The 12806-nt window shown below is 65.4% G+C and carries 11 protein-coding genes; all 11 read right to left on the bottom strand.

Annotated features, from left to right (window positions below; translation table 11 throughout):
* Window positions 1–102: 102 nt before the first annotated feature.
* The 11 genes from ACW5CM_RS01255 to ACW5CM_RS01205 all read right to left on the bottom strand — a co-directional run bounded on the left by ACW5CM_RS01255 (window position 103) and on the right by ACW5CM_RS01205 (window position 12805).
* On the bottom strand, window positions 103–1815 hold the full coding sequence (locus ACW5CM_RS01255) for a long-chain-fatty-acid--CoA ligase (protein ID WP_457123883.1): 1713 nt from the start codon (window positions 1813–1815) through the stop codon (window positions 103–105).
* Between the two features lie 63 nt (window positions 1816–1878).
* Complete coding sequence (locus tag ACW5CM_RS01250; protein WP_457123882.1) at window positions 1879–2865, bottom strand: diaminopimelate dehydrogenase; 987 nt, start codon at window positions 2863–2865, stop codon at window positions 1879–1881.
* A 16-nt stretch (window positions 2866–2881) separates the two neighbouring features.
* On the bottom strand, window positions 2882–3670 hold the full coding sequence (locus ACW5CM_RS01245) for an IclR family transcriptional regulator domain-containing protein (protein ID WP_457123881.1): 789 nt from the start codon (window positions 3668–3670) through the stop codon (window positions 2882–2884).
* 192 nt (window positions 3671–3862) lie between these two features.
* Complete coding sequence (locus tag ACW5CM_RS01240; RefSeq protein ID WP_457123880.1) at window positions 3863–5029, bottom strand: thiolase family protein; 1167 nt, start codon at window positions 5027–5029, stop codon at window positions 3863–3865.
* A gap of 218 nt (window positions 5030–5247) precedes the next feature.
* Window positions 5248–6756, bottom strand: a complete 1509-nt coding sequence (locus ACW5CM_RS01235) for an aldehyde dehydrogenase family protein (protein WP_438253843.1) — start codon at window positions 6754–6756, stop codon at window positions 5248–5250.
* A complete protein-coding gene (locus ACW5CM_RS01230; protein WP_457123879.1) occupies window positions 6753–7397 on the bottom strand; it encodes an HD domain-containing protein in 645 nt (214 codons plus the stop codon). The genes ACW5CM_RS01235 and ACW5CM_RS01230 overlap by 4 nt, the downstream gene beginning before the upstream one ends.
* 13 nt (window positions 7398–7410) lie before the next feature.
* On the bottom strand, window positions 7411–8694 hold the full coding sequence (locus ACW5CM_RS01225) for an NAD(P)/FAD-dependent oxidoreductase (protein WP_457123878.1): 1284 nt from the start codon (window positions 8692–8694) through the stop codon (window positions 7411–7413).
* A gap of 13 nt (window positions 8695–8707) precedes the next feature.
* Window positions 8708–9028, bottom strand: a complete 321-nt coding sequence (locus tag ACW5CM_RS01220) for a 2Fe-2S iron-sulfur cluster-binding protein (RefSeq protein ID WP_439255273.1) — start codon at window positions 9026–9028, stop codon at window positions 8708–8710.
* Window positions 9029–9058: 30 nt separating this feature from the next.
* Window positions 9059–9814 (bottom strand): SDR family NAD(P)-dependent oxidoreductase, encoded by a 756-nt coding sequence (locus ACW5CM_RS01215; protein ID WP_457123877.1) that lies wholly within the window; start codon window positions 9812–9814, stop codon window positions 9059–9061.
* Window positions 9815–9831: 17 nt separating this feature from the next.
* Complete coding sequence (locus tag ACW5CM_RS01210; RefSeq protein WP_438253838.1) at window positions 9832–11679, bottom strand: PEP-utilizing enzyme; 1848 nt, start codon at window positions 11677–11679, stop codon at window positions 9832–9834.
* 52 nt (window positions 11680–11731) lie between these two features.
* The gene (locus ACW5CM_RS01205; protein ID WP_438253837.1) at window positions 11732–12805 is read right to left on the bottom strand and encodes a PEP/pyruvate-binding domain-containing protein; all 1074 of its coding nucleotides are present in this window, start codon (window positions 12803–12805) and stop codon (window positions 11732–11734) included.
* Window position 12806 lies beyond the last annotated feature (1 nt).

Genomic DNA, 12806 nt, shown 5'->3' with positions numbered 1-12806 from the left:
TTACGTCCCTGCTCCCGTCGCACTTCGTGCTGCTATTCGCGCGTTTTAGCAGCACGAAGTGCGACCGGAGCGGAGATGGGATGGACCGCAGCGGAGGAAGAATCAGTCCTCCGCGGCGCGCGTCGCCTTGCGGTCAGCGATGAGCGTGTCGCGCACCTTGCGGCGCAGCACCTTGCCGATCAATGACGTCGGCAGCTCTTCCCACACGACGTAGGCGCTCGGGCGCTTGTACTCGGCCAGACGCTCACGAGCCGCTTCGCGCGCAGCATCCTCATCGAATGTCGCGCCGTCTTCCAGCACGACGACGGCGGTGACGATCTCCGCACCGCTTCCGCGCGGAATTCCCACGACAGCGGATGCCGCAACACCCGGAACCGTCACGATCACCTGCTCGACCTCGCTGGGTGAGACGTTGAAGCCGCCCGTGATGATGAGTTCTTTCTTGCGGTCGACGACCGTGACGAAGCCGTCGTCGTCCTGCACAACGAGGTCACCGGTGCGCAGCCAGCCGCCCTCGAGCAGTGTGGCCGCCGTCTCCTCCGGCCGGTTCCAGTAACCCTGGAAGACCTGCGGACCATGAATCAGCAGCTCCCCCGCCTCGCCGAGTTCGACCTCGCGGGTCGGGTCGGCGGGGTCGACGACCTTGATGTCGGTGGATGGGAACGGGATGCCGATGGCGCCGATGCGACGAGCATCCGTGAACGGGTTCGCCAGCGCGACCGGGCTGGTCTCGGTGAGCCCGTAGCCCTCGTTGAGCATGCTGCCGGCCTGGTCCTCCCAGCGCTTCACGATCGCCGGGGTCAGCGTCATGGCACCCGAAATCGCGTAGACGACACCGGAGAGATCGAGCTTGCCCTCCTTCGCGACACGAGCGAGACGGTCGAACATCGGCGGAACGGCCGGCACGAACGTCGGCGGGAACTTCTTCGCCGCCTTCTCGACCAGGGCCGGGTCGAACGTTGGGAAGAGCACAGCGCACGACCCGGTCTCAACGGAGTAGATGACCGAGAGCAGCACCCCGAAAGAGTGGAACATCGGCAGCAGGCCGTAAATGCGACCGTCGCCGCGCGTGAAGTCCGGCATCCACGCTGCCCCCTGGCGGGCATTCGCCCACAGGTTCGCGTGCGTGATCATCGCCCCCTTGGGCGTGCCGGTGGTGCCGGAGGTGTACTGCAGAGACGCCAGATCGGATGCCGCGGGGCGCGGATGCGACGCAGAAAGCGGCGCGCTCTTCTCGAGCTTCGCGAAGGGAATGGTGCCCGGAGCCGGCGCGGTCAGCTTGTCGCGCGATTCGCGGGCCTTCGCGATCGGCAGCTTCAGCGCGAGGCGCATCGCGAACGGCATGGCGCGGGTGACGTCGACGGAGATGATGTCACGGATGCCGAGCTCGGCGGGCAGTGCGCGCAGAGTGGGCACAAGCTTGTCCCAGGTGATGACGACGGTCGCGCCGTGGTCGCGGAACTGCACCTCGAGCTCATCGCGGGTGTACAGCGGATTGTGTTCGACGACGACAGCGCCCAGGCGCAGCACCGCGTAGAAGGCGATGACGTGCTGAGGAGCATTCGGCATGATCAACGCAACGCGGTCACCGGCGGTGACGCCCATCTCGCGCAGCGCGTTCGCGACGCGGGAAACGCGATCGCCGAGTTCGCGGTAGCTGACCGTCCGGTCGAAGAACGCGATCGCCGGTCGGTCTGACCACTGGGCGACGCGATCGCCGAGCAGATCGCTCAGCGACCCGGTGACCGGCTCGATGTCGATGGGCGTCCCGGGCGCGTAGAACCGGTTCCAGGCGCGCGTCTCATTCAGCTGCATGCTCAAATCCTACGTTCCCCCACGCGTAACGCGGGAGCACTGCCCTCGGATGCTCCCGAAATGTCAGAGCAGCTCGGCGCGCAGTTCTGCTCCGCTCTTGGGTGACAGCATCGCGGGCGGAACATCCAGCACCGTTACCGCGCCGTGCTGGCCGAGCTTGTTCAGCCGGAAAGCAGCACGAGCGTAGGTCACGAGAACACTGGCGGTGAACTCGGGGTTGCTGTCGAGAGCGAGGCGGTACTCGATGACCTGCGCTGCCGTAGCGCTGGTGTTGCCGCTCCGGATCACGAATCCGCCGTGCGGCATCGCCTGGTGGTCTCGGGCGAGCTCCTCGGCCGAGATGAAGTGCACGGTCGTGTCGTAATCGGCGAAGTAGTGCGGCATCGTCACGATCGCCTGCTCGACGGATGCTGCATCCGCACCCTCTTCCAGCACGACGAAGCACTCCCTGGTGTGCTTCTCACGCGTGCTCAGCTGCGGGCGCGTACCGCTGCGCACGGCGTCGATCGCTGCTTCGGCGGGCAGTGTGTACTGCACTCCGGCGGCGACGCCGTCGACGCGTCGAACGGCATCCGAATGCCCCTGACTGAGTCCACGACCCCAGAACGTGTAGGTGTCGCCCTCGGGAATGAGCGCTTCGCCGTAGAGCCGATTGATGGAGAAGAGTCCGGGATCCCACCCGACCGAGATCAACGCCGTCGTGCCGCTGGCCTGAGCCGGAGCATCCATCGCCGCGAAGTATTCCGGAATGCGCGCATGCGTGTCGAAACTGTCGACGGTGGTGAAGTGCGCGGCCAGTTCGGGTCCCTGAACCGGCAGGTCATCCTTGGAGCCGCCGCAGAGGATGAGCACGTCGATGTCGTCGCGCTTCGCGGACAGATCATCCATGCTGAAGACATCTGTCGAGGGGTTCAGCGGCGTAAGCTGCGCCGGGTCGCGACGAGTGAAGACACCCACCAGCGTCATGTCCGGGTTCTTGCCGATCGCGGCCTCCACTCCGCGCCCCAGGTTGCCGTAGCCGGCGATACCGATCCGAATTCTCTCGCTCATACCCCTACTTTTGCATTCAACGGTTGGTTGCACCCAATTCGCCTTCGATGCGGGCCGCAGTCTCGAGCAACGGCGGAAGCATCTCCGCCCGCACCTGATCCGCCGATCCCCGGGCCGTGCTTGTCGAGACGTTCAGTGCGGCGACGACTGCACCGTCGCGCCCGCGCAGCGGAACGGCGATCGAACGCAATCCTTCTTCGAGCTCGCCGTCGACCATCGCCCAGCCCTGATCGCACACGACGTCGAGAATCTGGTGGATCGCAGCGGGGTCCACGGTGGTCATCGGGGTGTAGGAGAGGAGAGGCGCGGATGCCAGCAGTTCAGCGGCCCTGTCGGATGCTTCCCCCGCGATCAGCACGCGCCCCATGCTCGTCACGAACGCCGGGAAACGGGTGCCGACGGTGATGCGAACACTCATGATGCGCCGTGCAGCCGCGCGTGCAACGTAAACGATGTCTGCGCCGTCGAGTACCGACACCGAGACCGACTCGCCGATTCGGTGCGAGAGCGCATCCAGATGCGGCTGCACGATCTCGGGCAGCGACAGCGATGAGAGATACCCGTAGCCGAGCTCGAGCACCCGTGGGGTCAGCCGGAATCGGGCATCCGACGTCGCGATCGCATAGCCGAGCTGCTCGAGAGTGCGCAGGAACCGGCGGGCCGCGGCCCGAGGAATGTCTGCGCGACGGGCGACCTCGGCGAGCGACAGCTCGGCCGGTTCCCCATCGAAGGCGCGGATGACAGCGAGCCCCCGAGCCAGCGACTGCACGAAATCTGCACTGGGCGCGGCATCCGATTCAGTCACATCGAAACCCTATCGTTCACGCACACGGGCACTGATCGGGCCGCATCGGGCCGCATCAGGCCGCGGTGTGGGGCGGAGAACGCAGCGTGGGGCGGAGGAATGCGGATCGAACCTCCGCCCAACCGTGCGAACTCCGCCCAACACGGTGCCGTCATCGCATCCCGCAGCACACCGGAGCACTCTAAAACCGCCCTACCGTTCGAGGACCACGGCGAGGCCCTGCCCGACACCGATGCAGATCGCGACAACCGCGACACCACGACCGCGGCGGCGCAGTTCATGGGCGGCGTGGCCGATGATGCGGCCGCCGGATGCGCCGAGCGGATGCCCGATGGCCAGCGCCCCGCCGTGAATATTCAGCTTCTCGGGCTCCAGCTCCGGCCAACCGCGCAGGCACGCGAGCGACTGCGATGCGAAGGCTTCGTTGAGCTCGACGAAATCGACGTCCGCCCAGGTGCGGCCTGCTCGGGCGAGCGCCTTGTTCGCTGCTTCGATCGGCGCGATCGGAAAGTCATCGGGATCGACACCGTGCGCGGCGCGGCCGGTGATGCGCGCGAGCGGTTCGTCCGGCAAAGCGCCCTCCGCGCCCAGCAGCACGGCGGATGCCCCATCGTTGATCGACGAGGAGTTGCCCGCGGTCACGGTGCCATCCTCGGCGAACAGCGGTCGCAGCCCCGCGAGCTTTTCCACCGTCGAGCCGTCGCGGATGCCCTCGTCACGCACCAGCTCCGCACCGGGAACCTGCACGATCTCACCGCCATAGATACCGTCCGCCCACGCCTGGGCGGCGAGTTCGTGCGAGCGGACGGCGAAAGCATCCTGCTCCTCACGAGTGATGCCGGCCACCCGCGCAGCCTTCTCCGCTGCTTCGCCGTTGGAGATCGTCCAGGGCGTCGGAAGGGCCTTGTTCGTCATCCGCCACCCGATCGCGGTGTTCCACATCATCTGGTTGCCGGTCGCCGGGTACGGCTTCGCTGACTTCTCCACGACGTACGGCGCCCGACTCATCGACTCGACGCCGCCGGCGAGAATGATCTCGGCATCCCCGGATTCGATCGCCCGCGCCCCCTGGATCACCGCTTCCACGCTCGATGCGCACAGCCGATTCACCGTCGCCCCGGTCACCGAAGTCGGAAAGCCCGCCAGCAGCGCGCCTATGCGCGCGACGTTGCGGTTGTCCTCACCGGCCTGGTTCGCGTCGCCGAAGATAACGTCGTCGATGCGTGCTGGGTCAAGTCCCGTGCGCTCGGCGCTTGCCCGCATGACAATGGCGGCCAGATCATCGGGACGGATGCTAGCGAGCGCACCGCCCGCACGCCCGAACGGTGTGCGCACGGCGTCGTAGATGTAAGTGGTCACTGCACTCTCCCATGGCGTTCGCTGTGCGAACGTGAGTTCGCCTGGCGATACGAGCCTACGCCCTTGTAGTGTCATCGACCAGTAGTCCGCCGTCTCCGGGTACGGATGTCGGTCGAGATCCACGGATGCCGGGGCATCCGCCCGTTCTGGACATGCATCCGTAGATTCCGACCGACAGGTGTACCGGACGACGAAGCCCGACGCAGCGGCGCCTACAGTCAGCGCACGCGTCGATGCACAGACTGCGGCGTGAGATACGCCTTGAGCCCCTCCAGCCCGTACTCGACCCCGAGCCCGGAATCATGTCGCCCGCCGAAGGGCGCGTAGTGGTTCGAGGCGAACATGTTCACGCCGACGGAGCCCGTGTCCATGCGTCGCGCCACACGGAACGCGGCATCCTCATCTCCGCCGAAGACGATCCCACCGAGGCCGAACGACGTGTTGTTGGCGATCTCGACCGCCGCGTCCACCGACGGCGCGCGGAGCAGCGTGATGACGGGTCCGAAGATCTCCTCGCGGGCGATGGTCATGTCGGGCGTGACGTCGGCGAACACGGTCGGGGCGACGAACGCGCCACCCCGCAGCGGTTCGGGCACGTCTCCGCCGACCGTCGCCCTGGCGCCCTCTGCCACACCCGCGCGGATATACCCGAGCACCCGATCACGCTGCGCGAACGTGGCGACCGGGCCGAACACGGTCGCAGGATCCAGCGGGTCTCCGACGGGCGCTGCCGCAACCGTCGCGGTGACCATGTCGACCAGTTCGTCATACCGATCGGGAGTGGTGACCAGGCGGGTCGATATGTAGCAGGTCTGGCCGGTATTGCGCATGCTGCTGCGCAGAAGCACCGCCGACATGGCATCCAAATCAGCATCCGGCAGCACGATCGCCGTCGACTTACCGCCGAGTTCGAGGGTCACCGGACGCAGCAGCTCGCCGCACGCAGCAGCGATGCGACGCCCGACCGGGGTCGACCCCGTGAAAGCCACTTTGTCGATGCCCGGATGGCGCACGAGCAGCTCGCCCGTCGCACCGTCACCGGTCACGAGGTTGATGACCCCCGCCGGAATCCCGGCCTCTTCGGCGGCGTCGAGGAGGAACCGTATGGACAGCGGAGTGGGCCCCGCGGGTTTGATCACGACAGTGCATCCGGCAACGAGCGCAGGGGCGAGCTTGATCACGACGAGGTTGATCGGAAAGTTCCAGGGCGCGATGAGCGCACACACGCCGATGGGGTCCTGCGCGACGACGGTCTCGTTGCGTCGATCCGGAAAGGCGCGCACGTCGCCCGCTTCGAGTTGCCCGGCCAGGCTTGCGAACACTCGCAAGATGGATGCCGCATTTGCCGCGGCACCGGCAGTCTCGGCCACCGGTGATCCGTTTTCCAGAGTGTTGGTGAGGCTGAGCACATCGGCCCTGTTCTCGATCGCATCCGCCATGCGGCGCAACAGCTCGGCACGATCGGAGGGAGCCCGCGCCGCCCACTGGGGATAGGCAGCGCGAGCTGCGGCAACTGCCGCGTCTATGTCGGACGCATCAGCATCCGGAACAGACCCCCAACGCTCCCCCGTGGCTGGGTCCACAACCGGGGAGACGCCACCGCCGGACCCGTTCGTCTCGGCTCCGCCGATGCGGTGTCCAGAGACGTGGGTGTAGGGCAATCCGGCGGCAGCTTCGTGGTGCCGATGACGCATCGCCACCACGAAATCGTCATCGAGCATCGTCATGACAATTGCTCGATCTTCAGAAGCACTTCGGCGCGGCCGAGCTCGGCCTCGGCCATGCGCGCTGCGGCGTCGGTGAGTAGCTCAGGCACGATCTCTACGCGCAGTCGTGCACAGTACGCGGCGGGCGTGATGCCAAACCACGACGAAGCGAGCGCGATTCCGGTGGGCGTGAACCGCCAGAGTCGATCGGCGTCGCGCACGAGACTGTCCTCGATCGAGTGCGACACCTGGCGGGTGTCGTGACCATCGATGATCGCAGTCACGCGTTCGATAAAGGCCTCGTCGTACCCCAGCGGCGGCAGCACCTCGCGGGCGATGTCGCAGCCGTGCCGCTCATGTTCGTATCGAACATCCGCCCGACGCCAGTCACCGGAGAATCCCTCGGAGATGATGCGGTCCTGGTCAACGCGCGACCAACCCGTGTCATGCAGCACAATGGCGACTCTGACGACCAGGGCGTCTGCCTCGGGGTGCGATGCGCACAAGCGCTCGGCGAAAGCGAATGAGATGGGCAGATGGATGTCGTTCTGCCGCGAGCGCGACTCAGCAACAATGGCGCGCCACAGCGGGTCGAGGTCGTCGTTCGCAGCCGCGGCGGCGATAGGGCTGATGTCTACGGGGACAGTATCGGGAAGGGTCATGATGACTCCGATTTCAGGCGTTCACTGCGTCAGGCAGGACGATGGCGGATTTCAGGGATGTGCTGACGTCGGCCGCGGCGGCGGGTGAGATCGTCCCGCCCTTGATGAGGGCCGACTTGATCGCCAGGAACTCCGCCGGGTGGTTCACGACGTCGGCGGCGATCAATCGCCCTTCGCGGTAGTACAGCACCGCGAACTTCTCGGTATCGGGATCGCCGCGCACGACGACGCTCTCATAGCCGGTCGACAGGCCCGCGATCTGCAGTTTCAGATCGCCCTGATCCGACCAGAACCACGGCACCGAGCGGTACTCCGCAGGTTCACCGAGAAGGGAAGCGGCCGCGATCTTTGCCTGCTCAAGCGCGTTATTGACGCTCTCCAGCCGGATGCTGCCGCCCATACCGAGCGGGTAGGGATTGGGCATCATGGTGCAGTCGCCTGCCGAAACCGTCAGACCATCGGATGCCCTGGCCGCCGCATCCACGACGATGCCACCCTCAACGTCCAGGCCCAGTTGCTCGGCAAGCTCCGTGCGCGGGATCACGCCGACGCCAATCAGAACGAGGTCGGCGGGGATGACGGTGCCGTCCTCTAACTCGACTCCGGTTACGGATCCCTGGGCACCGGCCACGCGGGCATCTCCGCCGATGATGCGCGAGATGCGCGCGTCCAGGACGACCTGCACTCCGCGGCGCCGATGCGCGCCTAGATAGAAGGCGCTAGTCTCCTCCGCGACGACGCGTCCGACGAGGCGAGGTGCGGCTTCGAGCACCGTGACGCTCTTGCCGAGCCCTCGGGCGACAGCCGCAGTCTCCAGGCCGATGAAGCCGCCACCGATCACGACGACATTCTTTGCCGACGCGTCGGCGAGCGCGGGCTGCAGGCTGATCGCATGATCCGCATCGCGCAGGTAGTGCACGCCGTGATAATCAGTGCCTTCTAGGGGCAGACGACGAGCGGATGCTCCGGTCGTGAGCGCCAGGCGATCGAAGGCGATGCGGCGACCACCTTCGGTCACCGCGGTGCCCGTACCGTCGGCGGTGCGGTGCACCGTGACGACCCGGTCGCCGGTCACGAGTTCGATATCGCGCTCGGCGAACCATTCCCGGGTGCGCAGGATCACGTCGTCTGGCTGCAGCTCGCCTTTGATCCACCCCTTCGACAGAGGCGGGCGCTGGTAGGGACGGTGTGCCTCTTCACCAACGAGGATGATCGGGGAGGTGTCGCCGCGGTCGCGCATGACCGATGCGATCTGCACGCCGGCCTGACAGGCCCCGACGATGAGTGTCGCGTTCATGGTGTGCTCCGAATCAGATCTGGTCGCTCGGTGTGGTGACGTGGTATTCGCAGCCGTCCTGCAGCTTGATCTGGCAGGACAGACGAGACTCTTCTCGGCGATCGACGGCGGTGCCGTCGAGCATCTCGTCCTCGAGGTCGCCCGGTGCTCCGACAAGATCGCGAGTATCCGCGGCCACGAAGACATGACAGGTGGCGCAGGAGAGACTCCCCCCGCATTCCCCGACGATGCCCGGCACGCCGTTACGGACCGCGGTTTCCATGATCGAATCCCCTGGGCGGCCGTCAATCGCTGTGACGATGCCATTGTCGGCGGTGTAGATGACGGTGCTCATGATTGGTCTCCTTCGATCAGATATCGGTGCTCAGATGAACTGGCGTCCACCGTCGACGACGATGGTCTGCCCGGTGACGAATGCGCCGGCGGGTGAAGCGAGGTACATCACGGTCCCGACGATGTCCTCGGGCGAGATCGGCCTGCGGATCGCCCCGCGGTCGACACCGTACTCGGCGGCGTTCTCGATCAGCGCGTTGCTGGCCTCGGTGAGAGTGAACCCGGGCGCGACGGTATTGACGGTGATGTCACGCACGCCGAGCTCTTTGGCGAGCACGCGGGTGAGGCCGATAACACCGGCCTTGGATGCGACGTAGTGTGCCCACTGCGCGGATCCACTGAAGACGGTGGCCGATGAGATGTTGATCACCCGGCCGCCATTGACGAGGTGCGGCGACAGGGCCCTGGCCACCTGCCACGGACCTTTGAGATTCACCGCCATCACCCGATCCCACTCGCCCTCGTCGATGTCCTCGAACGGCGAGCGCGTGACCGTCCCGTAGATGGCTGCGTTGTTGATAAGTACGTCGACGGATCCCCCAACGGCTATCGCCGCGGCGGCTAGGGCATCCGTCGACGCACGGTCGGTGACATCCACGTGCACCGCGACGGCAGGAACGGCGGCTGTGCGCGAAATCTCAGTAGCGGTTCTGGCGGCCGCATCCGCGTCAATGTCGGCGAGGATCACTCGATCGCCTGACTCGGCGAAGGCTCGAGCGAACTGAGCTCCGAGGCCTCCACCGGCGCCGGTGACGACGACGGTGCGGGCATTCGATGTACCGGTCATGTCAGCTCCTGGGCCGTTCAGTCATCCAGCAGCGTGACGGTGCCGGAGCTTCCGTCCACACGCAGCCGCTGGCCGGTCTTGATCTTCACGGATGCGGTACCGGTGCCGGTGACTGCGGGCATCCCGTACTCACGGCAGACGATCGCAGCGTGACTCATCATGCCGCCGATGTCGGTTACGGTGGCGCGGATCTTGCCAAAGATCGGCCCCCAGCTGGGAGCGGTTACGGGAGCAACGAGGATCTCGCCGTCCTGCACCTCGGAGAGTTGATCCGCGGAGCCGATGACGCGCGCGGGGCCCTCGGCGATGCCGGGAGAGGCTGCCATGCCCTTCAGCGTTCCCTCGGGGACGTCACTCTTGCCCAGCCAGTTCTGGATCTGGTCATCGGTGATTCCCCAGAGCATGAGAGTGAAAGGTTCGGTGATGACCGCCGGCGGCGTGTTCAGGGCAGGCTGCGGTCGTGCGGTCGAGAGTGCGTCCACGATGCCGCGGCGACGCTCGATCTCTGCGGGCCAGCGTGAGGGGCCGATCGCGGGAGCGCCGACCATCCACCCGTTCACATAGTCAAACAGCACCTCGCGCACCTCGTCGCGGCGCAGGTAGAACATGTCGTTCGCCTCGGCCCAGAAACCCGCCTCATGCAGCACGTTCGAGAGCTGGCGGGCCTTTCGCCAGAAGACGCCCATGGTCCAGTGCTCGATGTAGAAGTTGTGGTTCTCGACGTAGGGATAAACCACCCGAGCCAGGCCCAGCTTGCCCTGGAAAGCCGCCAGCTGATCACCCGAGAGCATCTCGGCGTACTCGTCAGTGATGCGGTCGCGCTCTGCGACGAGCGCATCCACGTTTCGGTCGATGTCCGCACCGGCCTGCAGTCGATCAATATAGCCCTTGATGAACGCCAGTGGGATCGCCGGCACATCACGCCAGTACTGGTCGTGTGCGTAGAAGCCGTTGCCTGTTGTGAAGTTGAACCATGGGTCCTGTGCGTCATTCCACGCCTGCATCCACGCTGAACCGGAAGCATGTGCGGCGACCGCCGCCAGTGTCGCCTCGGCATCCGGGGCATCCGAGAAGAGATCGCTCAATCCGTCACGCACGGCGATCTTGGCGAGCTTCTTCAGCTCGTCGTCCGGGCGGAACAGCTCCATGTCGACGCCCTGCACCATCGTCGCGATGGCGAGGTCGGGGATCCGCGGGAACAGCTCCTTGCAGAACATGAACAGGTCGAGGTAGGCGACGTAGCCGAGGTTCAGGAACTCGAAGTGGTACTGCCAGGCACGGTAGGCCAAGGAAATGAGGCGGTCGTAGTTCTCCAGGAACTCCGTGGCGGGGCTCGTACCCTTGCCTGCCAGCACGTCCTCGATCGGGATGACATCCGGCAGTCCGGTGAAGTCGAGTGCTTCGATTTCATCGATCGTAGAACGGAGCTTCTTGTGCCAGTTTTCGAGCAGGCTGTCCCAATTCTCGAAATAGTGCCCGGCACGCTTCATGAATTCCGGAACCCGCGCCTCGATGTGCTGCGGATCAACCGCAACCGGCGACATAAAGACGTAGCCGTTGTGGATGCGATATTCGATGCCGTTCGCGGTGGGAATGAGTAGCTGACGAGCGTTGTACTGGCCGAGGCAGCCGACGGCGAATTCGAAGCCGATCGTCTCGAAGGGCTTGGTCACCGTGGGCCAGTGCTGGCTGTCACAGAACCAGAACTTGTTCTCCTCCACTTCGCGGAGGTTGTCTTGGAATACGAGGTTATAGGCGTAGAGGTCCTTCCACCCCTCGGCGCCGGCAGGCGGCTCCTGCTCATAGGGGCTGGGGAAGGAGTTGCGTGCGGTGGTGGTGGTGTCTACAGCGGTCGACTCTGACATGACTGCGTCCTTTCGGGGACTGCGGGATCTTCGGAAACTTCGGGTAAGCGGCTCAGCGGCCGATCTGGGTCATCAAAGACTGGGTGATACTGGCGATTCCGAAACCGGAACTCGTCGGCGCGCGATCTGGCTGTTTCGTCGACCACACCGTTTCGGGGCGGGACTGCAGCAGCAGCAGGTTCTCACCGGCGGGCAGTGTGCGATCGATCGCCCACTCGATGTCTTGGGGTGAGCCAAAGTGCTTCTCCGCGCGCTTCGCGATCGCCGCAACAGCGGTGACCTCTTCGTCAGTGAGACAGCGGATGCTGCGGCGCTCTGCCTCCACCTCGCGCTCGACGACGCCGCGGGATGCAGCATCCGGAACCATCTCCATGTGCTTCTCGCCGATCTGCTCCTCGGAGATCGTCAGGAGGACCTTGTCGATGTGCAGATTGTCGGGAGTGACAGTGCCGGAGACCACGGATTCGCCCAGGCCCCAGGCCGCATCGATGACGATGGTGGAGCGGTCACCGTTGGAGGGGTCGATGGTCATGGCGACTCCGGCCGCTTTCGCGTCGACCATCTTCTGCACCGCGACCGCCATAGATAGGCCCTCGTCCGGGATCTCATTGCGCAGACGGTAGACGATGGCACGCGAGGTGTAGAGCGAGGCCCAGCACTGGCGCACATGCTCAGCGACAGCATCCCGACCGCGTAGCCACAGGTAGGTGTCCTGCTGTCCGGCGAAACTCGCATCCGGCAGGTCTTCAGCCGTCGCCGACGAGCGCACCGCCACTGGCTGCTCTTCACTGAAGCGTTGCTGCAGTGCGGCGTAGGCGCGATCGAACTCGGTGACGATAGCATCCGGAATCTCACGGGTGGAGAATTCGGCGCGAATCTTCTCCGACACGGCGTCGACCTCGGACACGTCGTCGGCGTTGAGGCCCTCGAGCAGATGATCGATCTCATCGGCGAGGCCGGTGAGTTCCACGAAGGACGTATATGCAGCAGTGGTCACGGCGAAGCCGGGAGGAACCGGCATCCCCGCCGATGTGAGATTCACCAGCGATGCACACTTGCCACCGAGATTTTCGATTGTCGTCGCACCTGCCTCGTCAAAGAAGCGGATGAAGAGGTAGTCGTTCATG

Source organism: Microbacterium wangyouchuni (assembly GCF_054072595.1).
Note: the sequence above shows the minus strand (reverse complement) of the source record. Positions and strands in the feature narration are given on the sequence as shown.

What these genes read in the sequence shown, in the direction of transcription:
- ACW5CM_RS01255 (WP_457123883.1), bottom strand. Translation starts at nt 1,815, where the DNA reads ATGCAGCTGAATGAGACGCGCGCCTGGAACCGGTTCTACGCGCCCGGG.
- ACW5CM_RS01250 (WP_457123882.1), bottom strand. Translation starts at nt 2,865, where the DNA reads ATGAGCGAGAGAATTCGGATCGGTATCGCCGGCTACGGCAACCTGGGG.
- ACW5CM_RS01235 (WP_438253843.1), bottom strand. Translation starts at nt 6,756, where the DNA reads ATGACGATGCTCGATGACGATTTCGTGGTGGCGATGCGTCATCGGCAC.
- ACW5CM_RS01230 (WP_457123879.1), bottom strand. Translation starts at nt 7,397, where the DNA reads ATGACCCTTCCCGATACTGTCCCCGTAGACATCAGCCCTATCGCCGCC.
- ACW5CM_RS01225 (WP_457123878.1), bottom strand. Translation starts at nt 8,694, where the DNA reads ATGAACGCGACACTCATCGTCGGGGCCTGTCAGGCCGGCGTGCAGATC.
- ACW5CM_RS01220 (WP_439255273.1), bottom strand. Translation starts at nt 9,028, where the DNA reads ATGAGCACCGTCATCTACACCGCCGACAATGGCATCGTCACAGCGATT.
- ACW5CM_RS01215 (WP_457123877.1), bottom strand. Translation starts at nt 9,814, where the DNA reads ATGACCGGTACATCGAATGCCCGCACCGTCGTCGTCACCGGCGCCGGT.
- ACW5CM_RS01210 (WP_438253838.1), bottom strand. Translation starts at nt 11,679, where the DNA reads ATGTCAGAGTCGACCGCTGTAGACACCACCACCACCGCACGCAACTCC.
- ACW5CM_RS01205 (WP_438253837.1), bottom strand. Translation starts at nt 12,805, where the DNA reads ATGAACGACTACCTCTTCATCCGCTTCTTTGACGAGGCAGGTGCGACG.